At 40.4% G+C, this 20,586-nt stretch carries 18 protein-coding genes; 13 read left to right on the top strand and 5 right to left on the bottom strand.

The annotated features are described in order from the left end of the window. Nucleotides 1-66 precede the first annotated feature (66 nt). The 3 genes from FTU29_RS01295 to FTU29_RS01305 all read right to left on the bottom strand — a co-directional run bounded on the left by FTU29_RS01295 (nucleotide 67) and on the right by FTU29_RS01305 (nucleotide 2,406). Nucleotides 67-954 carry a bile acid:sodium symporter family protein gene (locus FTU29_RS01295; protein ID WP_180119927.1) on the bottom strand — a complete coding sequence of 296 codons (888 nt, stop codon included), beginning with the start codon at nucleotides 952-954 and terminating at the stop codon, nucleotides 67-69. Between the two features lie 75 nt (nucleotides 955-1,029). Then, complete coding sequence (locus FTU29_RS01300; protein WP_180119929.1) at nucleotides 1,030-1,908, bottom strand: bile acid:sodium symporter family protein; 879 nt, start codon at nucleotides 1,906-1,908, stop codon at nucleotides 1,030-1,032. Between the two features lie 147 nt (nucleotides 1,909-2,055). Then, complete coding sequence (locus tag FTU29_RS01305) at nucleotides 2,056-2,406, bottom strand: hypothetical protein (RefSeq protein ID WP_078188731.1); 351 nt, start codon at nucleotides 2,404-2,406, stop codon at nucleotides 2,056-2,058. Between the two features lie 253 nt (nucleotides 2,407-2,659). Between FTU29_RS01305 and mnmG the strand changes: the two genes are divergently transcribed. From mnmG to FTU29_RS01320, 3 genes are all read left to right on the top strand, one after another. Next, nucleotides 2,660-4,540 (top strand): tRNA uridine-5-carboxymethylaminomethyl(34) synthesis enzyme MnmG, encoded by a 1,881-nt coding sequence (gene mnmG, locus FTU29_RS01310; RefSeq protein ID WP_180119931.1) that lies wholly within the window; start codon nucleotides 2,660-2,662, stop codon nucleotides 4,538-4,540. A gap of 341 nt (nucleotides 4,541-4,881) precedes the next feature. Then, complete coding sequence (gene mhpT / locus FTU29_RS01315; RefSeq protein WP_180109131.1) at nucleotides 4,882-6,087, top strand: 3-(3-hydroxy-phenyl)propionate transporter MhpT; 1,206 nt, start codon at nucleotides 4,882-4,884, stop codon at nucleotides 6,085-6,087. Nucleotides 6,088-6,201: 114 nt separating this feature from the next. Further along, on the top strand, nucleotides 6,202-6,528 hold the full coding sequence (locus FTU29_RS01320) for a hypothetical protein (protein WP_078193710.1): 327 nt from the start codon (nucleotides 6,202-6,204) through the stop codon (nucleotides 6,526-6,528). 70 nt (nucleotides 6,529-6,598) lie between these two features. On the opposite strand, the gene glnG is transcribed toward FTU29_RS01320, so the two are convergent. Together glnG and glnL are read right to left on the bottom strand one after the other, a co-directional pair. After that, nucleotides 6,599-8,074 carry a nitrogen regulation protein NR(I) gene (glnG, locus tag FTU29_RS01325; protein ID WP_180115185.1) on the bottom strand — a complete coding sequence of 492 codons (1,476 nt, stop codon included), beginning with the start codon at nucleotides 8,072-8,074 and terminating at the stop codon, nucleotides 6,599-6,601. Next, nucleotides 8,064-9,170, bottom strand: coding sequence for a nitrogen regulation protein NR(II) (gene glnL, locus FTU29_RS01330; protein WP_180119933.1), 1,107 nt, complete (start codon nucleotides 9,168-9,170; stop codon nucleotides 8,064-8,066). The genes glnG and glnL overlap by 11 nt, the downstream gene beginning before the upstream one ends. Nucleotides 9,171-9,522: 352 nt before the next feature. Between glnL and rimO the strand changes: the two genes are divergently transcribed. The 10 genes from rimO (at nucleotide 9,523) to lpxD (ending at nucleotide 20,581) form a co-directional block, all read left to right on the top strand. Beyond that, the gene (gene rimO / locus FTU29_RS01335; protein WP_111883759.1) at nucleotides 9,523-10,866 is read left to right on the top strand and encodes a 30S ribosomal protein S12 methylthiotransferase RimO; all 1,344 of its coding nucleotides are present in this window, start codon (nucleotides 9,523-9,525) and stop codon (nucleotides 10,864-10,866) included. Nucleotides 10,867-10,911: 45 nt separating this feature from the next. After that, nucleotides 10,912-11,640: a UMP kinase gene (pyrH, locus tag FTU29_RS01340; RefSeq protein WP_078193535.1), complete on the top strand. Its 729-nt coding sequence runs from the start codon at nucleotides 10,912-10,914 to the stop codon at nucleotides 11,638-11,640. Between the two features lie 79 nt (nucleotides 11,641-11,719). Continuing rightward, a complete protein-coding gene (frr, locus tag FTU29_RS01345; protein ID WP_078188724.1) occupies nucleotides 11,720-12,274 on the top strand; it encodes a ribosome recycling factor in 555 nt (184 codons plus the stop codon). 6 nt (nucleotides 12,275-12,280) lie between these two features. After that, nucleotides 12,281-13,036 (top strand): polyprenyl diphosphate synthase, encoded by a 756-nt coding sequence (gene uppS / locus FTU29_RS01350; RefSeq protein WP_180041113.1) that lies wholly within the window; start codon nucleotides 12,281-12,283, stop codon nucleotides 13,034-13,036. Beyond that, the gene (locus FTU29_RS01355) at nucleotides 13,037-13,861 is read left to right on the top strand and encodes a CDP-archaeol synthase (protein WP_078193533.1); all 825 of its coding nucleotides are present in this window, start codon (nucleotides 13,037-13,039) and stop codon (nucleotides 13,859-13,861) included. Beyond that, nucleotides 13,862-15,058, top strand: a complete 1,197-nt coding sequence (gene ispC / locus FTU29_RS01360) for a 1-deoxy-D-xylulose-5-phosphate reductoisomerase (protein ID WP_180119935.1) — start codon at nucleotides 13,862-13,864, stop codon at nucleotides 15,056-15,058. A 3-nt stretch (nucleotides 15,059-15,061) separates the two neighbouring features. Further along, complete coding sequence (gene rseP, locus FTU29_RS01365) at nucleotides 15,062-16,417, top strand: RIP metalloprotease RseP (protein WP_180119937.1); 1,356 nt, start codon at nucleotides 15,062-15,064, stop codon at nucleotides 16,415-16,417. 85 nt (nucleotides 16,418-16,502) lie between these two features. Beyond that, nucleotides 16,503-18,965, top strand: a complete 2,463-nt coding sequence (gene bamA, locus FTU29_RS01370) for an outer membrane protein assembly factor BamA (protein ID WP_373423558.1) — start codon at nucleotides 16,503-16,505, stop codon at nucleotides 18,963-18,965. Between the two features lie 41 nt (nucleotides 18,966-19,006). Then, entirely contained in the window at nucleotides 19,007-19,507 is a 501-nt protein-coding gene (locus FTU29_RS01375; RefSeq protein ID WP_180023808.1) for an OmpH family outer membrane protein, read from the top strand. A gap of 3 nt (nucleotides 19,508-19,510) precedes the next feature. Beyond that, nucleotides 19,511-20,581: a UDP-3-O-(3-hydroxymyristoyl)glucosamine N-acyltransferase gene (gene lpxD / locus FTU29_RS01380; RefSeq protein ID WP_180084304.1), complete on the top strand. Its 1,071-nt coding sequence runs from the start codon at nucleotides 19,511-19,513 to the stop codon at nucleotides 20,579-20,581. Nucleotides 20,582-20,586 lie beyond the last annotated feature (5 nt).

The following is a 20,586-nucleotide window of genomic DNA, read 5'->3' on the forward strand; positions in this document are numbered from 1 at the left end:
TAGCGATTATCAAAATTGACAAAAAATAAAAGGATGCATGTGGCATCCTTTTAACTTTTCAGCGCCTTAACTTTTAATTGTTTCGGTAGCTGTTGTCGAGATCGGTGCAAAACGTGTAATTACGAAACCAAATACAGCGGCAAAGATGTACATAAAGATTGAATATACTGCCGCAGGCATTGCAACTGCAGAGCTTGCCATCACTGTTAAGGCGATGGTCATGGCCAACGTGCTGTTATGAATCCCGATTTCAAATGCACAAGCACGTGCCTGAGCACTATTGATGCCGAATAGTCTCGGAACAAAATAACCGATACATAAGCTGAAAATACAGAATAGAACCGTAGCTAAGCCAACTTGGGTTAGATAAGCCGCAATATTATGTCGTTCAGAGTAAATAGCACCGATAATAATTAAGATGAGAAAGACCACAGCAAAGATGCGGAGTGGTTTATGCAGTTTCTCAGTCAGTTTAGGTGCATAGTGACGAAGCAGCATACCTATACAGACTGGGATGATAATGATGCCGAAAACTTGGAGGATTTTTCCAAACTGTAGACTGATTTGTTGCCCTTCTTGCATGAAGTGCATGATCGAAAAATTCACGATCAATGGAAGGGTTAATGCTGCAATGACTGAGTTGATGGCGGTCAGGGTAATATTTAAAGCCAAGTCACCTTTAAATAGATAGCTAAATAAGTTAGCTGTGCTACCACCGGGTGAGGCTGCGAGTAGCATCAATCCGACAGCAAGCAGTGGTGGTAATGCTAGCAGTTTACATAGTAGAAAGGCGATACCGACAAGCAACACGAGCTGGCAAAATAATGCGATCAACACGGCTTTAGGGTGCTTGGTGACACGTGCGAAATCTTTGGGGGTAAGTTCTAGCCCAAGCCCGATCATAATAAAGGCCAGTGCTAATGGCAAAAGAACCGTAATAATTCCAGAATCCATCTTATTTATTCTCCTTGAGCATATTTAATGGTTTTTCACCAAAGTCCTTATGGTGATTGCGTTAGAAAAAATAGTTTAGGTTTTCACTTGTTGAATCAAGTGACTGCCACGGCGCGTCAAAATAAAACCAAATAAGGTCGCCAATAAATACATAAAAATAGAATAAACACCGGCAGGTATCGCCACTGTGGTGTTTTCAAGCACACTCAGTGCGATGGTTAGGGCGATACTGGTGTTATGAATACCAATCTCAAAGGTACACGCACGAGCCTGTTTTTCAGGTACACCCGAGAGGAATGGAATTAAGTAACCCAAAAATAGTCCACTGAAACAGAGTAAACAGGTTGCAATGCCGACGCTGGCAAAATACGTAATAATGTTGGATTGTTCGCGCAAAACTGCGAGTGTAAAGATAAGAATTAATAAAAAAATAGATAACATTCGCATCGGTTTGTTGATGTGATATGCAATGGTCGGAAAGGAGTTACGAATAAACATACCGAAACATACCGGTATCAAAATAATCAGAAATACATGGGTGATCTTATCGATAGGCATGCCAATACTGGTACTTTCACCAACAAAATGCAAAATGGAAAGGTTGACAATAAAAGGTAATGTAAAGCACGAAACAACTGAGTTAATGGCCGTTAAGCTAATATTTAATGCAACATCACCTTTATATAGGTAGCTATAAAGGTTTGCTGTGGGGCCACCGGGTGAAGCCGCAAGCAACATGAGCCCGACCGCGAGTAAAGGGGGTAACTCAAGCAACTTACACAGGAAAAACGCAATGCTGGTCAGTAGAATAAGCTGAGTAAATAAAGCGATGAAAATAACTTTTGGATAGCGTCCAACGCGTAAAAAGTCTTTGATTGAAAGTTCAAGTCCCAAACCCATCATCATAATGGCTAAAGCAATGGGTAGAAAAAATGCAAATAATCCCGAATCCATGGAATTTCCTGATATTTTTATCCTTATAGTGTTTTTGAGTTTATCTCAGTTTGATAAATAAGCAATAAATAAAAGCGAGTAAAAACTGATGTTTTACCCGCTTTATTTTTGATCTGTTAATTGGTCGATATTTTTATCGACAACTGTTTATTTAGGACGAGGAGGAGTGAACCCTAAAGCACATTTTCCTTTAATTTCTTGCCCATTAATCGTTGCAGTAGTGGCTTTTGCATCTGCACTACATGTGCTTAATAATTCTGCTTCTTCGCCATGCAGATTTGCATTTTTGGAAGAGCTAAAAAATTGTGGTTCGCAAGTACCATTCCAGATAATACCGCGATAGGCAAATGATACTTGAGCGCCTTGACTTTTACCTTTACAGACTTGTTGATATCGCTGTGCATCATACACTTTCTCAACTTTATCATTGGCTGAGGCAGCAAGTGGTGATAAACATAAACCGCATAAAACCGTGGATAGCAAAATATTCTTATTCATGCTTATGGTCCTTATGATTCTCATGGGATCTATAACAGAATAAAAAATCATCAGAATAAAACAACAATCTTCGAGTAACATTTGCTTGAGAAATGTATATTTTTATGTGGAATATGCAAAGTATGTATGTTCATAAAGAAATATATAGGAATAAAACAGTAGCCAATAACAATAAAATCGAGTTAATCAGTCAACTTATCGGTGAATTTTTGCTATAATCTTCCGTCATCCTTTTTTAATCTCCTTTACCACTATGCATTATCCTAAAGTTTACGATGTCATTGTTATCGGCGGCGGTCACGCGGGTACTGAGGCAGCTCTTGCTGCGGCACGTATGGGTCGACAGACTTTACTCTTAACTCATAATATTGAGACTTTAGGGCAGATGAGCTGTAACCCAGCCATTGGTGGTATTGGTAAATCACATTTAGTACGTGAAATTGATGCGCTTGGCGGTGCTATGGCATTGGCTGCCGACAAAGGTGGTATTCAATTCCGTATTTTAAACTCACGTAAAGGTGCGGCTGTTCGTGCGACTCGTGCGCAGGCTGACCGTATTCGTTATAAAGCTGCGATTCGTGAAACCTTAGAAAATCAAGCGAACTTGGATATTTTTCAACAAGCAGCTGACGACTTAATCGTTGAGGGCGACACTGTAAAAGGTGTGGTTACTCAGATGGGTATTCGCTTTGATGCGAAAACTGTTGTATTGACTACAGGTACATTCTTGGGTGGTGTGATCCACGTAGGTCTAAATAATGCTTCAGGCGGTCGTGCGGGCGATCCTCCTTCAATTTCATTGGCTGCGCGCCTTCGTGAATTGAACTTACCCGTAGGTCGTTTAAAAACTGGTACACCACCTCGTATCGATGCACGATCAGTTGATTTCTCTGTGATGACGCCACAGCCGGGTGATTTCCCATCTCCGAGTATGTCGTTCATGGGTGATGCATCGATGCATCCTGAGCAAATCAATTGCTATATCACACATACCAATGAAAAAACTCACGATATCATTCGTGGCGGCTTAGACCGTTCACCAATGTATACTGGTGTGATTGAAGGTGTGGGTCCACGTTACTGCCCATCTATTGAAGATAAGATTCATAAATTTGCCGATAAAGATTCGCATCAAGTGTTCTTGGAACCTGAAGGTTTGGACACACATGAGCTTTATCCAAACGGTATTTCAACTTCTTTACCATTCGATGTTCAGTTTGAATTGGTTCGCTCGATTCGTGGTATGGAAAATGCGCACATTTTGCGTCCAGGTTATGCGATTGAGTACGATTATTTCAATCCACAATCATTGAAATTCTCTTTAGAAACCAAATCGATTAATAACCTGTATTTTGCAGGTCAAATTAACGGTACAACGGGTTATGAAGAAGCGGGTGCGCAAGGTTTGCTTGCAGGCTTAAACGCAGCACGTCGTGCATGGGATCAAGAGCAATGGACACCAAAACGTGATGAAGCGTACATGGGTGTATTGGTTGATGACTTGATTACTCTCGGTACTAAAGAACCGTACCGTATGTTTACTTCGCGTGCGGAATACCGTTTGATGTTGCGTGAAGACAATGCGGATCAGCGTTTAACAGCAATTGGCCGTGAAATGGGGCTGGTGGATGACGCACGTTGGGATTCTTTCTGTCAAAAAATGGAAGCTGTTGAAACTGAAAAAGGTCGTTTACAACACCTTTGGGCAGCGCCAAACAATCCACTAGGCAAAAAATTCGTTGAAATGACTGGCGATGACCTGTCAAAAGAAACCAATGCAATTGATTTGCTCAAACGTCCAAATATCAACTTTGCTCAAATTGCTGAATTGACGGGTTCTGAAGTTTCGGCATTTGTGGGTGAGCAAATTGAAATTGCTGTGAAATATGCAGGTTATATTAACCGTCAGCAAGAAGACGTTGCGCAAATGAAGCGTTTGGAAGATACGCGTATTCCAGCTGATTTTGATTATGATGTCGTTTCTGGTCTTTCACGTGAAATCACCATGAAGCTGAAAAATGTATTGCCTGAAACATTGGCACAAGCAAGTCGTATTCCGGGTGTTACACCTGCGGCTGTTCAATTGGTGATGATTACCATCCGTAAGAATAATGCAGCAAAAAAATCTGCATAAGGTTTTAAGCAATAAAAAACCCGCTCAGTTGCGGGTTTTTTATTACCAATAAATTATTGGCTGTTGGTATTTGATCGGATTAAATGAATATTTTGATCATCATTAGTTTTAGCTATGGTTTGATTATTAAAATCTTTCATAAACCTAAGTGATTGATAATTAATTATAAATACAAAAAATAAGATCTAAAAACTATTGATATACAAAGTTTTAAGTCTTAATGGTGGGCTTTTGGTCGTGTGAATTCCGACCTTTGTAGTGGTATTTATTCTACCCAATAAAGCCGAAACTTCAGGGCATGGCGTACAAGTGGGTTTACGCTACATGAATGGAGTTTGATTATGGCAAATCAACAATCGGGAAAAATGCAAAAAATTCTAACAGTATTTTTGTGTTTCTGGGTGGCATTTTTTGAAGGTTTTGACCTACAAGCACCCGGTATCGCAGCAAAAGGAATCGCAGCGACATTTTCCTTAGATCAGGTGCAAATGGGCTATGTGTTTAGCTTGGGTGTATTTGGTATGTTATTTGGCGCGTTCTTTGGGGGGCGTGTCGCTGACTATTTGGGGCAGAAGAAAGTCCTAATGTTGTCGATTTTTATCTTCGGTGTATTTATGTCTATAACGGCAGTTGCACCAAGTATTGAAATTTTATATATCGCACGATTCTTTACAGGTTTAGGTTTGGGCGCTGCGATGCCAACGATGATCTCGGTGGTGGGTGATGAAGCGACGGATGCTAACCGTGGACGCTTAAATAGTTTGATGTACTGCGGCTTACCTGTAGGTGCAATCTTTGTTGCTGGCTTGGGTATTATTTTTAAAGATATCTCTTGGCATACACTGTTTTTAATTGGTGGTTTAACGCCTTTAATCTTGATTCCATTCATGGCGATTATCTTAAAAGATAAGCGTACTGAAAAAGTTCAGGCAGAAAGCAAAGAAGCGGTTCCTCCGATGGGGCAAATCCTTTTTGCTGAACAGCGTTATAAATATACCTTGCCGCTTTGGTTGAGTTTCTTCTTTACCTTAATGGTGAACTATATTCTGATCAGTTGGTTGCCTAACTTGCTTATGGAACAAGGGTTGGAAAAGCAACAAGCTTTTATGATCATGTTGATGTTCCAAGTGGGCGCGGTGATTGGTACGCTGGGTTTAGGCTACTTGCTAGATCGCCTAAAATTATGGCAAATGGCAGTGATTATCTATTCAGGTTTGTTTGTGGCATTATTTGTGCTGTTTACAACAAATTCCATTCCTGTACTCATTGCTGCAGGCATCATGGGCGGAATTTTCTCTACAGGTGGTCAATCGATTTTGTATGGGATCTCTCCAATTTTCTATACACCAGCTGGGAAAGTGACAGGTGTGGGAAGTGCAATTTCATGGGGACGTTTGGGTGCAATGACAGGTCCATTACTTACAGGCAAGATTTTGGCGCTAGGTCTAGGAACGACAGGTATTTTAATTGCAAGTGCGCCGGGTATTGCTTTGTCGGCTATCGCGGTGGCTGCATTATCTGCCTATAAGTCATCCCTTAAGAAATAATCGAAATCAGTCATATTTAAAGGAGCTACGGCTCCTTTTTTATTGAATAAATATCTTTAGCTGAAACTAAGTTTTGTTAGAATAAATCTAATATTCATGAATAAATTTACTTCTATGTCTTATCAATTGATCGAACTTGATATTTCTCCTTCAGATAACATTCAGTGTCCACATTGTCAGCAGCAAGTGATTGATTGGTCAGAAGAGCAGTATGTACAGCCATGTGAGCATGTGCTGTTTATTGCAATGGATATTGGTTTTGAGTTTATTACCGATGAATTTGAGCAAACTATGCAGCATACAGTCGATGACTTGCATGCTAATGATGATCAGTATCATATGTTTACTGAAATTACCGCCTCAAGTTTCCCTGAGTTTCTGATTTATAAGTCTGATTTAGGGGTGGAAGGTTATTCACGTTATGTCGGCTTTACGGCATAAAATATTGCTAAAAAATCTCAAAATAAAAAAGCCAGTCAAGTGACTGGCTTTTTTAATGTAAATCAGAAAATTAACTTTCTAATTCTTCTTCGACATCATCTTCGGCACTGTCCATGCCAAGTTCTTTGAGTTTACGGGTTAAGGTGTTGCGACCCCAACCTAAAAGTTCTGCAGCATGACGCTTACGCCCACGTGTTTGCTGTAGTGCAGCATTGATGAGGGTGCGTTCAAACATTGGTGTGGCAATGTCGAGAATTTTCATCTCACCGTTTTTCAGTTTTTGTACGGCCCATTGACCAAGTAATTCATCCCAATGATGCACACCGATGCGATCAATCCCTTGAGCAGAAGGGTTGCCATCTGTACCTTGAATTGGAATCTGTTTTAATTCAGACGGTAAATCTTCTGGATAAACTTCACGGCCTGTGATCATAACCGTTAACCAACGACAGGTATTTTCAAGCTGACGCACATTACCTTGCCATGGCAGTTTTTGCATGTATTCTTGCGTTTCAGGACGCAGAATCTTCGGACTTACCCCAAGTTCTTTACCTGCACTTGCAAGGAAATGCTGTGCAAGCATCGGAATATCTTCACTACGATGTGCAAGTTTTGGAATATGAATACGAATCACATTTAGACGGTGGTACAAGTCTTCACGGAAGCGACCTTCATGTACTAACTTTTCTAAGTCTTGGTGCGTTGCTGCAACGATACGGACATCCACCTTGACTGGGATGTGACCACCAACGCGGTAGAATTCGCCATCCGCTAAAACACGCAATAAGCGGGTTTGGGTTTCAAATGGCATGTCGCCAATTTCATCAAGGAAAAGAGTCCCGCCATTGGCTTGTTCGAAACGACCTTGACGCTGTGTGTTGGCACCGGTGAACGCGCCTTTTTCATGACCAAATAATTCAGTTTCGATCAAATCCTTTGGAATTGCCGCCATGTTGAGCGCAATAAAAGGCTTGTTGCCACGTGGTGAATGCTTATGCAGCGCATGCGCAACCAATTCTTTCCCTGTGCCTGATTCACCATTAATTAATACAGTAATGTGTGATTGAGAAAGACGACCAATGGCACGGAAGACTTCCTGCATAGCAGGTGATTCACCAATAATCTCTGTAGATTGAATCGGTTGAATGGTTTTAGCAGATTCTTGTTGTTGTAATTTGGCAATATGCAAAATTGCACGGTTTACAAGTGCTAAAGCTTCATCAATATCAAAAGGTTTTGGTAGATATTCAAATGCACCCGTTTGATAGCTCGACACAGCAGATTCTAAATCTGAATGTGCGGTCATGATGATCACAGGTAAGTCAGGGTAGTTGCCTTTGACTTTACCTAAAAAGGTCAGTCCATCAATACCCGGCATACGGATGTCTGTCAAAATAACATCTGGCGCATCGACACTTAACTGATCTAAAGCGGATTGTGCTTCTTCAAAACTGGTAACATCAAAACCTTCTTCTTTGAATGTTTTTTCCAGCACCCAACGCATGGCGCGATCATCATCGATGACCCAAATCTTATTACGCGACATGATCTGACTCCCAAGGTAAATATAGGCTAAATACTGTTTTTCCAGGAACTGATTGGCATTCAATCATTCCGTTATGTTGATGCATAATATTTTGTGCAATGCTTAGACCGAGACCTGTGCCTTTCGCTCGTCCTGTCACTAAAGGGTAAAATACGGATTCTAATATTTCTTGTGGGACACCCGGTCCATTGTCCTCGATGTCAACGCGTACCGCAGAGCGTTTTAATACACCGTTGATGGTGACTAAACGTTGAATACGTGTGCGCAAAGTGAGTTCTGGTTGGTGCTCAACAAAGAACTCTTTGTTTTCCGTCATTGCCTGAACGGCATTAACACTGATATTCAGCATGACCTGAATCAATTGATCACGATCTGCGAAAACATCCGGTAAAGAAAGGTCGTAATCACGGGTGATCTTAATTTTCTTCTTGGTTTGGTTGACGATCAGTGAACGGACGCGTTCAAGTGGTTCGTGCACATTGACTGGCTCGTAACTTGGCAATTGTCTAGAGCCAAGCATAGTGTCAGCAAGATTACGTAATCGATCCACCTCACTGATAATAATGTCGGTGAATTCGCTGTACTTCGGATCATTTAAGCTACGCGCTAAAAGTTGTGTCGCCCCACGGATACCACCAAGTGGATTTTTAATTTCATGGGCAACACCACGAATCAGTTGTCGTGCGACTTGATGCTGTTGAATCAGGTTTTCTTCTTTAGAGATTTTCAACATCCGGTCGATTTGATTGAGTTCAATCAATAGCAACGGGTGGTAGGGTTTGCCAGAGTTGAGTTGTGACACGGTGTAATCAACATGAATGTCTTTAAAGTTGACATTAATCGTTGCTTCTCGGCGCGTATAGTGCTGGCCAGAAGTTAATGTATTCATTAATGCATCATGCGTATTGAATTCATCATCGGGCATATGGAGTAAATTTAATACAGGCTGACCTGATGCACGAAGTAAGCTGATGTCAAAAAGCGCTTCACATGATGAATTTAAATAAAAAATATTCAGGTTGCTATCGACCAATAAAATGGCAGTGGTTAAATTATCCACTAAAAGCCGGTAATCAATCGTCATAGTCTGATCCATTAGCGAGAGGTTCCTGTCTTAAAATGGCGCAATGGCATCTTCATAAAGCAAATCGTTCAATCTAATAAGGTTCGAATTGATGCAAGTTATGCAAGATATAAGCCAACTATTTCAGAAATACGCTAAGTTTTGATGCTTATTTGAATAAATGCGCTTATTTAAGACTTTAAATAAAGTGTATAGCTGATTAAAAACAGGCTGTAAATCTAAAATGCATTAAAATGGTGCAAATGAAATTATATGGATGAATTTATAGCATTATTTTGGTGCGTGATATAAAGAGTGGCCTTTTCACCTGTTTTTATGTTTTGAAAAGACATACAATACGCGGATTATAGTGGAGCGCAGATTCATGAAATCCCCCAAAGTCGGTTTTGTTTCTTTAGGTTGTCCTAAGGCATTGGTAGATTCCGAACGAATTTTAACTCAGTTAAAGACTGAAGGTTATGATGTAGCATCAGATTATGATGGTGCCGATTTAGTAGTTGTAAATACCTGTGGTTTTATTGAATCTGCAGTACAAGAGTCGCTAGATGCCATTGGCGAAGCGATGAGTTCAAACGGTCGCGTAATTGTGACTGGTTGTTTAGGTAAAGACGAAGACAAAATTCGCCAAATGCACCCAAATGTCTTAAAAGTGACAGGTGCTGCGGCATATCAAGAAGTGATGGAAGCTGTGCACGAATACGTGCCTGAGCCACCGAAACACAATCCGTTTATTGATCTAGTACCTGAACAAGGTATTCGATTAACACCAAAACATTATGCTTATTTGAAGATTTCAGAAGGTTGTAACCATCGTTGCACATTCTGCATTATTCCGAGCATGCGTGGTGATTTGGTTTCTCGTCCAGTAGGTTCAGTATTGACTGAAGCTCAAGCACTGAAAAAAGCAGGCGTAAAAGAAGTTTTAGTGATTTCTCAAGATACATCTGCTTATGGCGTAGACACCAAATACAAATTGGACTTCTGGAACGGTCAGCCCGTTAAAACCAAATTCTATGACATGTGTGAAGCATTGGGTCAATTGGGTATCTGGGTGCGTCTGCACTATGTATATCCATATCCACATGTGGATGCTGTGATTGACTTAATGGCACAAGGCAAAATCCTGCCGTATTTGGATATTCCATTCCAACATGCAAGTCCTAAGATTTTAAAACTCATGAAACGTCCTGCGCACAGTGAAAATACACTAGAGCGTTTAAAAGTTTGGCGTGAGAAATGTCCTGATCTTGTGATTCGTTCTACATTTGTTGTGGGCTTCCCGGGTGAAACTGAAGAAGACTTCCAAATGTTGCTTGATTGGTTAAAAGAAGCGCAGCTTGATCGTGTGGGTTGTTTTACTTACTCACCAGTTGAAGGCGCGACTGCAAATGATTTGCCAGATCATGTGCCTGAAGAAATCAAACAAGAGCGTTATGAACGTTTCATGCAAGTTCAGCAAGAAATCTCTGCTGCGAAATTGCAAAGCCGTATCGGTCAGAAAATGACAGTACTGGTGGATGATCTTGAAGAAGAGTTCCCAGTTGCTGTTGCGCGTTCTTATGCAGATGCACCTGAAATTGACGGTAATGTATTTGTTGAAGATATCGATAAGTCAGTGATTAAAGCAGGTGATTTACTTGAAGTAGAAATCACAGATGCAGATGAATATGACTTATTTGCAAAACTGATCTCGGTTAAGTCTGCTTAAACGATTCATTAAAAATAATTGAAATTAAATAATTCGGAGTTGATGATGCTTGATTCTAAAAAACCACGTTTTGGTCGCATCCTGCTTAAGCTTTCAGGTGAAGCTTTAGCGGGCAATAAAGAGATGGGTATCGATGCACAAGTGCTCGATCAAATGTCACTCGCAATTGCGCACCTTGTTGGTTTGGGTGTTCAAGTGGGTATCGTTGTCGGTGGTGGTAACCTTTACCGTGGTAGCCAATTACAAAAAGATGGTTTGGTTGGCCGTGTAACAGGTGACCAAATGGGTATGTTGGCCACTGTGATGAACGGTTTGGCACTGCGTGATGCTTTGGTACGTCGTAATATCAAAACTCGTCTAATGTCAGCTTTGCCCATTGGTGCTGTAGTTGAATCATATTCTAGCCGTGATGCAATTCGTCATTTAACACGTGGCGAAGTTTGTGTATTTGTCGCAGGTACGGGTAACCCATTCTTTACGACAGATACAGCAGCATGCTTACGCGGTATCGAGATTGAAGCCAATCTTATTCTTAAAGCGACGAAAGTTGATGGCGTATACAACAAAGATCCAAGCAAATATGAAGATGCAGTGAAATATGATGCATTAACATTTGACCAAGTTTTAGATGAAAAACTGGGTGTGATGGATTTAACAGCGATCTGCTTATGCCGTGACCACAACGTTCCACTTCAAGTATTTGATATGAACAAATCAGGTTCATTACTTTCAGTGGTAATGGGTGAAAAAGAGGGTACTCACGTTACGAACTAATGTACGTGGACCCTAAAGCTCTTTATACTACAAGCTATTTTAGAATTTACATCTTTTCGAATTAAGTAAGGAAGATCACATGATTAACGATCTTAAAAAAGACGCAGAAGACCGTATGAACAAATCTCTAGATTCTCTAGAGCATGGTTTTGCTAAAGTTCGTACAGGGCGCGCGCACCCATCAATTTTAAATGGTGTTATGGTTCCTTACTATGGCTCTGATGTGCCATTAAACCAAGTAGCGAACGTGGGTGTAGAAGATTCTCGTACTTTACTTGTTCAGCCTTTTGAACGTTCAATGGTTGCTGCAATTGATAAAGCAATCCGTGAATCTGACTTGGGCTTAAACCCGATTACTGCTGATGCCATCCGTGTTCCTATGGCTGCATTAACAGAAGAAACACGTAAAGACATGCAGAAAGTTGCACGTAACGAAGCTGAAAATGCAAAAGTTGCGATCCGTAACATCCGTCGTGATGTTTTGGGTGATATCAAAGCATTGTTGAAAGAAAAAGAAATTTCTGAAGATGATGAGCGTCGTGCGGGTGATGACATTCAAAAAATCACAGACAAATTCGTTGCTGAAGTTGAAAAACGTCTGGCTGCAAAAGAAGCTGAATTGATGAAGGTCTAAGTTTTAATGACCTCATCTGAAGAAACTTCCCGTCTTCCAAAACATGTTGCCATCATTATGGATGGCAACAATCGTTTTGCCAAAAAGAATCAAATGCAAAAAGGTGAAGGGCATCGTTCTGGAAAGGACATCCTAGATCCCATCGTTGAACATTGTCGTAAAAGAAATATCCAAGCACTGACCGTTTTTGCTTTTTCGAGTGAAAATTGGAATCGTCCTCAGTTTGAGGTTGATTTGTTGATGGCTCTTCTTGAAGAAACCATTCATGAACAGTTGCCACGCATGGAAAAATTTAACATTTCCCTACGTTTTATTGGTGATCGTTCTCGTTTATCTCCTAACTTACGTGACTTAATGTTGCAAGCTGAACAAAGGACTGCTAATTTCGACAGCATGACTTTAACTATTGCAATTAGTTACGGTGGTATGTGGGATATGACACAGGCTGCAAAAAAAATCGCAGCAGATGTTTTAACTAACAAAATAAATCTTGAAGCAGTGGATGCTGAAGTCTTTGGTCAATATGTCAGTTTAAGTGATCTACCTCCGGTAGATTTGTTAATTCGTACAGGTGGTGATTTCCGTCTCTCGAACTTCTTGCTTTGGCAAGCTGCGTATGCAGAACTTTATTTTACCCAGACATTATGGCCTGAATTTACCATTGAAGAATTTGACGACGCACTAGCGGTATTTGGTGGTCGTGAACGTCGTTTTGGTAAGACTTCAGAGCAGATTCAACAAGAGCAGTTTGAGAATAAATAAATGTTAGAGCGGATAATAACCGCATTGGTACTGGTTTCAGTTGTACTGAGTTGCATGTTTGCAACCGAGTCTAAATACCCAATGCTTGTGCTGATGATTATTGCATCAGCTGTCGCGGGTTATGAGTGGTTCAAACTCATGCCGCGGAATACACAAAATGTGATTAAACCTTTCGCTTGGGGCTATGGTCTAGTCACTGCTATTCTTTCAGCACTAGCATTGCATTTTACAGATGTTGCATTACTGCTTTGGGCGGCTTCGATCTTTACTTGGATCTTAAGTGTCTATTGGGTGAAGTCTTATCCTGATTACGATAACTGGTATAACCCGAGTCTGAGTGGTATTGGTTTAGTCTTAGTTCCTGCTGCGGTAACTGCTATTTTTTCTGTGTGGATGAACTCACCTTGGTGGCTCATGTATCTGTTCCTGTTGGTATGGGGTGCAGACAGTGGTGCATACTTCGTGGGACGTAAATTTGGTAAGAAAAAACTTGCACCAGATGTGAGCCCAAATAAATCGATCGAAGGTTTATATGGCGGTCTATTCACTGCAATGCTAATTGTTATTGTTGTTGAAATTATTTATCTTGATTTAAGCATCGCTGAACATATTTTATTTTTAATACTTTCAGTAATAACAGTATTTAGTTCAGTACTTGGTGATTTATTTGAATCGATGATCAAGCGTCGTGCAGGGATCAAAGATTCTGGTCGTATTCTTCCCGGACATGGTGGTGTGCTGGATCGTATTGACTCGTTGCTTGCTGCAGCACCTATCTTTGCGGCAGGTATGTATGTTTTAAAATTAATTGGCGTAGATTTATAGATGTCACAATCTGTTTGTATATTGGGTGTAACAGGATCCATTGGTCAAAGTACTTTAAAGATTCTGCAACAGCACCCCGAAGAGTATTCAGTTTTTGCAGTCACTGCACATAGCCGAATTGTAGAACTTGTCGAAATATGCAAACAATATCGACCGAAAATCGCAGTTGTTCCATTCAATAAAGTGGATGAACTGCGCCAATTACTCGTAGCTGAAAAATTAACTGATATTGAAATCCTGCATGATGAAGCAGGATTAATCGCAGTGGCAGAACATCCACAAGTTGATGTGGTCATGGCCGCTATTGTGGGGGCTGCAGGGTTGCTACCTACATTGGCTGCTGCGAAAGCGGGTAAGCGTGTCTTACTAGCAAATAAAGAAGCGTTGGTGATGTCGGGTGACATCATGATTCAGACCGCACGTGAAAATAATGCTTTGTTACTGCCAGTCGATTCTGAACATAATGCAATCTTCCAATGCTTGCCTGAAACTTATCTACAAGGTGAGCGTCATGGTCAGCCAAAGCTAGGTGTCAAACAAATTTTACTTACCGCTTCTGGTGGTCCATTTTTACATCATAGTTTAGAACAATTGCAAAGTGTAACGCCGGCCCAAGCCTGTAAGCATCCAAATTGGTCGATGGGGCAAAAAATTTCAGTTGATTCTGCAACGCTGATGAATAAAGGCTTGGAATTGATCGAAGCCTGTCATCTTTTTGCAGTTGAAGAACAATTTGTAACAGTTGTTGTCCATCCACAGAGTATCATTCATTCAATGGTTCAATATGTAGATGGTTCGACTTTGGCGCAAATGGGTAATCCTGATATGTGTACGCCTATTGCTCATGCATTAGCATGGCCGAAGCGTATTCAAACACATGTGCCTCCATTAGATTTATTTATTCATTCTCAGTTAAATTTTGAACAGCCTGATATACAGCGATTCCCAGCGCTAAAATTAGCACGTCAAGCCATGAAGGCTGGAGGCTTAGCTCCTACGATTTTAAATGCAGCCAATGAAATCGCCGTGGCAGCATTTTTGCATGAGAAAATTGGCTTTACTCAAATCCCTCAAATTGTGGAACATGTGTTGGGGCAAGTTGAAAACTCAGCTGCAAATAATATTGATGTTATTTTACGTGCAGATAAATCGGCACGTATGGTTGCTGAAAAAGCAGTATTGAATTCAGGAAGTTAAGACATGAATGCCTTGTTTATGATTATTGCAGCAATATTGCTACTTGGACCGCTGATAGCGATTCATGAATTTGGGCATTATTTCGTTGCACGTAAACTGGGCGTAAAGGTTTTGGTGTATTCGATTGGTTTTGGCCCAACACTGCTCAAGTGGACGTCGAAGAAATCAGGTATTCAATATCAACTGTCTGCATTACCACTGGGTGGTTATGTCAAAATGTTGGATGAACGAGAAGGTGATGTCGCAGCAGAAGACTTACCAAAAGCATTTAACCGACAACACCCTTGGAAGCGTATTGCAATTGTTGCGGCAGGGCCACTCATTAACTTGGCTTTTGCAGTAGTGTTGTTTTGGATTTTATTTTTACCAGCTCAGGAACAGCTGAATACGCGCGTAGGTAAAATTTTACCGAATACGCCTGCAGCAGCTGCGCAAATGCAGTCTGGTGATAAAATTACTGCCGTAGATGGCACTCAAGTATCCACTTGGGAGCGCTTGAATTATGCCTTGGTTGATCGTGTAGGTGAAACTGGCAATATTCAAATTCAAGCTGAACGAGCAGGGCAAATTCAAAACTTCAGTTTACCTATTCAAAGTTTCTTACGTGATCAAACTCAGTCACCACTCGATGTTCTAGGTTTTACACCGTATCGTCCTAAAATTCCTGCAGTGGTTTCAAAACTCAGTGAAGATGGCGCAGCGATTCGCCAAGGGATGCAAGTGGGTGATCGAATTGTTTCGATCGATGGCGTAAAAATGAAAGACTGGTTTGATGTTGTACAAGTTGTACAAGCTTCTCCAGAAAAGTTACTTAAAATTGATGTTTTACGACAAAATAAAATTGTGCATTTAAACGTGATGCCGCAAGGTAAGCGTGACCAAATGGGTAAAGTCACAGGGCTTTTAGGTGTACAAAGTGATCCGGGTAAAGTCAATATTCCAGCCGAATACAAACAAACCATTCAATACACGCCTGTAGAGGCGATGGGCAAAGCGGTAGAAAAAACAGGTCAGATATCTAGTATGATCCTGAATTCTATTGTAAAAATGGTGCGTGGTTTGGTTGGTTTAGATAATTTATCTGGTCCGATTACTATTGCGAAAGTGGCTGGACAAAGTGCTGAGATGGGGTGGCAAACCTTCATTTCATTTATGGCACTGATGAGTGTAAGTTTGGGTATTTTAAATTTACTACCGATTCCTATGCTCGATGGCGGTCATTTAATTTACTATTTTATTGAATTAATTCGTGGTAAACCTGTTTCTGAACAAATACAATTGGTTGGATTAAAAATTGGTATGGTATTGCTGGGTAGCATGATGCTACTGGCTCTATTCAATGACATTATGCGTTTATAAGAACGTTATACGAAATAAATTAACAGCGGAAAAGACTGGCATGCAGCACAAACATTTATTTATGCCATTGGCACTGGTTAGTGCTATGGCCGTAGCACAACAAGTATATGCAGCAGATGATTTTGTAGTACAAGATATTCGTGTTGATGGCTTAGTGCGTTTAACTCCTGACAATGTAGCCGGAATGATCCCATTCTCCGCTGGTGATCGTGTCAATGATCAAATCATTTCAAACTCAATTCGTAGCATGTTTGCGTCGGGTTTGTTTGATGATGTGAAGTCTTCACAAGTCGGTAATACCCTTGTATATACAGTGGTTGAACGCCCAGTAATTTCTAAAGTTGAGCTAAAAGGCAATAAACTTATTCCTAAAGAAGCCTTGGAAGAAGGCTTAAAGAAAATGGGTCTGTCCGAAGGTGAAGTTTTAAAGAAATCATCTTTGCAAACGGTTGAAACTGAATTAGAACAACAGTACATGCAGCAAGGTCGCTACGATGCTGATGTCAAAGTGATTACAACCGCTCAACCGAATAACCGTGTCAATGTCTTAATCGAGTTTGAAGAAGGTCAATCTGCCAAAGTATTTGATATTAATATCATTGGTAATACGGTCTTTAAAGAAAGCGAAATTAAACAAATTTTTGCATTAAAAGAAAGTGGTTGGAACTCGATCATTTCTCGAAATGACCGCTATGCACGTGAAAAGATGGCTGCGAGTTTAGAAGCTTTACGTGCGATGTATCTCAATAAAGGTTACATCAACTTCAACATTACCAATTCAAGTCTGAATTTGAGTGAAGATAAAAAACACGTCTTTATCGAAGTTTCGGTGGATGAAGGTGAACAATTTAAGTTTGGTGAAACCCATTTTTTAGGTGATACGCTTTATACGCAAACAGATTTAAACGCTTTAAAACTTTATAAAGATGGCGATTTATATTCACAAGAAAAAGTGAATGGTGTGAAACAGCTTTTACTTCGTAAATATGGTAATGCAGGTTACTACTTTGCAGAAGTGAACATTGTTCCTGAAATCAATAAAGACACCAAATTGGTTGATTTAAATTACTATGTGAATCCGGGCCAGCAAGTCACTGTTCGCCGTATTAATTTCACAGGTAACTCGAAAACAGCTGATGAAGTTCTACGTCGTGAAATGCGTCAAATGGAAGGCGCCTTAGCAAGTAACGAAAAAATTGATTTGTCTAAAGTGCGTTTAGAACGTACTGGTTTCTTTAAAACCGTTGATGTTAAGCCTGCACGTATTCCGGGCACGCCAGATCAAATTGATTTAAATGTAAATGTTGAAGAGCAGCATTCGGGGACAAGTACTTTAGCTGTTGGTTTCTCACAAAGTGGCGGTGTAACTTTCCAAGCAGGTTTGAGTCAAACCAACTTCTTGGGTACAGGTAATGCAGTTTCTATCGATTTATCTCGTTCAGAGACTCAAGATTATTACAACCTCAGTGTAACTGACCCATACTTCACTATTGATGGTGTACGCCGTGGTTATAACTTGTACTACCGTAAAACCAAGTTAGATAACGACTATAACGTTAACAACTACGTCACTGACAGTTTTGGTGGTGGTATCAACTTTGGTTATCCGATCGATGAAAACCAAAGTATCAGTATGGGTTTGAATATTGATCAAACTGATGTAACTACAGGCCCATATGTATCTACGTATGTCCGTGACTACTTACTTGCTAACGGTGGTAAAGCTACAGGGAAAGGTTCTTACTGCCCAAAAGATGCTAATGGTGAGTCTCAAAATACTGTACCTGTTTATAATGATAAAAACGAAATAATTGGTTATAAATGTGCTGTTGAAGAAATTACTTATGATAATGAATTTAAAGGTGATTTCTTAACTTATAACCTTAACTTAGGTTGGTCGTACAACACCTTGAATCGCCCGGTATTCCCTACATCGGGTATGTCACACCGCGTCAATGCCGAAATTGCATTACCGGGCAGTGATGTTGAATATCAAAAAATCACTTATGATGCACAAGCTTATTTCCCACTAGGTAAAGACTTTGTGTTACGTGGTTACGGTAAGTTAGGCTATGGTAATGATTTACCGTTCTACAAAAATTTCTATGCAGGTGGTTTTGGTTCGGTACGTGGCTATGACAATAGTACTCTAGGGCCGAAATATCCTGGTGTGTATTATGATGCGCAAAATCAGGTTGACTACGATCCAGAAGAAGTCGGTGGTAATGCTTTAATTCAATTTGGTACTGAATTGGCTTTACCTGTGCCATTTAAAGGCGATTGGGCGCGTCAAGTTCGTCCAGTATTGTTTGCTGAAGGCGCACAAGTATTTGACACCCAATGTGACGTTCCTAAATCTAGTGAAGACCGTCAATACTGTAAAGATAACTACGGCTTTGATATGAATAACATGCGTTATAGCGTTGGTGCAGGTTTTACTTGGATCACGATGATTGGCCCAATTTCACTGAGTTATGCATTCCCGCTGAATGACAAAGCTGGCGATGAAACAAAAGAAATCCAATTCGAGATTGGTCGTACGTTCTAAGTACGACCCTTCGGGGAATAACAAAATTACAGGTTGATAAGATGAATAAATTATTTGCTGGTTTGGCAGTATTGGGTATGTCATGTTCTGCAGTGGTACATGCAGCAGGTTACGGTGTGGTTGATTTAGAAAAGGTGGTTGATCAAAGCACTTATCTAAAACAACAAAATGCTCAAATTCAACAGCAGTTGAAACCACAAACCACTAAAATTGAATCACTGGCTAAAGAGCTGGAAGCAATGCAACAGAAAGCTCAGCAGGGTGGTGATAAGTTGACTGCTGCGCAAAAGCAGCAAATGGGTCAACAGTATCAAACTAAACTCAAAGAGCTGACTGATTTACAGCAAAAAGTTCAAGCTTCGGTTCAAGGTAATATCCAGTCCTTAAATCGCACGATGGATACTCGAATCAAGCAAGTTGCAGAACAATTGCGCACAGAAAATAAGTTAGATGTTGTTTTAAATAAAAATTCAGCACTTGCGTATGACCCTAAGTTTGATTTAACTGATAAAATGATTCAAAAGGTTAATGCAATTAAATAATCAATGAATTCTCAAAAATTCAGTTTAGAAAAGCTTGCTCAACTTGTTCAAGGTCAATGTATTGGTCAGCTAGACTTGCAATTCAGTGGAATGGCAAGTTTGGAGAGTGCTCAACCGCATCAGCTTGCATTTTTAAACGCAGATAAATATCTGAATGAAGCTCAACAGTCTCAGGCTGGTGCGCTGATTGTGACTGCAGACATGCAGTCACAAATCCCTTCACAGCAAAACTTCATTGTTGTACCCAATCCGTATCTGGCTTTCGCTATTCTAACGCATGTTTTTGAAAAAAAATCTGTAGAAATAGGAATTGAAAGTACTGCTCAAATTCATCCTTCAGCAATCATTTCTGATACTGCTTATATTGGGCATTATGTGGTGATTGGTGCGAATAGTGTGGTGGGTGAAGGAACGCGCATTGAATCACAAGTGAAGATTGATCATGGTGTTGAAATTGGTAAAGATTGTTTTATCGATTCGCATGTGACGATTACTGGTGAAGCCAAGTTAGGTGATCGTGTACGTATTCATGCAAATACGGTGGTCGGTGGTGAAGGATTTGGTTTTGCACCTTATCAAGGGAAATGGCATCGTATTGCTCAATTAGGTTCTGTACGTATCGGTAATGATGTGCGTATTGGTTCAAATTGTAGTATCGACCGTGGTGCTTTAGATGACACAATTTTGGAAGATGGTGTCATTATTGATAACCTTGTGCAAATCGCGCATAACGTCAAAGTTGGTGCAAATACGGCAATGGCTGCGAAATGTGGTATTGCCGGTAGTACAACTATTGGCAAAAATTGTGTGCTAGCAGGGGCTGTTGGTATCGTAGGTCACATTAATATTGCAGATAATGTGACAATTACCGGTATGTCAATGGTCACAAAAAGTATTTCCGTTGCTGGGAGTTATTCTTCAGGTACGCCAATGCTTGAAAGTGGTTCTTGGAAAAAGGCAGCAATCCGCTTTAAACAATTAGCAGATGTGCCATTGACCCAATTGGTCAAACGACTTGATCATATGCAGTCTCAAATTGAGTCCCTTGAATCAACATTTAAATTGCGTAAATAATTATG

This window comes from Acinetobacter sp. YH12086 (assembly GCF_013419345.1).
Taxonomy (GTDB): Bacteria; Pseudomonadota; Gammaproteobacteria; order Pseudomonadales; family Moraxellaceae; genus Acinetobacter; species Acinetobacter amyesii.

Bases quoted from the DNA above. Each gene is read 5' to 3' on its own strand.
- FTU29_RS01305 (WP_078188731.1), bottom strand. From the start codon at position 2,406: ATGAATAAGAATATTTTGCTATCCACGGTTTTATGCGGTTTATGTTTA.
- FTU29_RS01320 (WP_078193710.1), top strand. From the start codon at position 6,202: ATGTCTTATCAATTGATCGAACTTGATATTTCTCCTTCAGATAACATT.
- FTU29_RS01355 (WP_078193533.1), top strand. From the start codon at position 13,037: ATGTTAGAGCGGATAATAACCGCATTGGTACTGGTTTCAGTTGTACTG.
- lpxD (WP_180084304.1), top strand. From the start codon at position 19,511: ATGAATTCTCAAAAATTCAGTTTAGAAAAGCTTGCTCAACTTGTTCAA.
- ispC (WP_180119935.1), top strand. From the start codon at position 13,862: ATGTCACAATCTGTTTGTATATTGGGTGTAACAGGATCCATTGGTCAA.
- pyrH (WP_078193535.1), top strand. From the start codon at position 10,912: ATGCTTGATTCTAAAAAACCACGTTTTGGTCGCATCCTGCTTAAGCTT.
- rseP (WP_180119937.1), top strand. From the start codon at position 15,062: ATGAATGCCTTGTTTATGATTATTGCAGCAATATTGCTACTTGGACCG.
- mhpT (WP_180109131.1), top strand. From the start codon at position 4,882: ATGGCAAATCAACAATCGGGAAAAATGCAAAAAATTCTAACAGTATTT.
- FTU29_RS01375 (WP_180023808.1), top strand. From the start codon at position 19,007: ATGAATAAATTATTTGCTGGTTTGGCAGTATTGGGTATGTCATGTTCT.
- uppS (WP_180041113.1), top strand. From the start codon at position 12,281: ATGACCTCATCTGAAGAAACTTCCCGTCTTCCAAAACATGTTGCCATC.
- frr (WP_078188724.1), top strand. From the start codon at position 11,720: ATGATTAACGATCTTAAAAAAGACGCAGAAGACCGTATGAACAAATCT.
- glnL (WP_180119933.1), bottom strand. From the start codon at position 9,170: ATGGATCAGACTATGACGATTGATTACCGGCTTTTAGTGGATAATTTA.
- FTU29_RS01300 (WP_180119929.1), bottom strand. From the start codon at position 1,908: ATGGATTCGGGATTATTTGCATTTTTTCTACCCATTGCTTTAGCCATT.
- FTU29_RS01295 (WP_180119927.1), bottom strand. From the start codon at position 954: ATGGATTCTGGAATTATTACGGTTCTTTTGCCATTAGCACTGGCCTTT.
- glnG (WP_180115185.1), bottom strand. From the start codon at position 8,074: ATGTCGCGTAATAAGATTTGGGTCATCGATGATGATCGCGCCATGCGT.
- bamA (WP_373423558.1), top strand. From the start codon at position 16,503: ATGGCCGTAGCACAACAAGTATATGCAGCAGATGATTTTGTAGTACAA.
- mnmG (WP_180119931.1), top strand. From the start codon at position 2,660: ATGCATTATCCTAAAGTTTACGATGTCATTGTTATCGGCGGCGGTCAC.
- rimO (WP_111883759.1), top strand. From the start codon at position 9,523: ATGAAATCCCCCAAAGTCGGTTTTGTTTCTTTAGGTTGTCCTAAGGCA.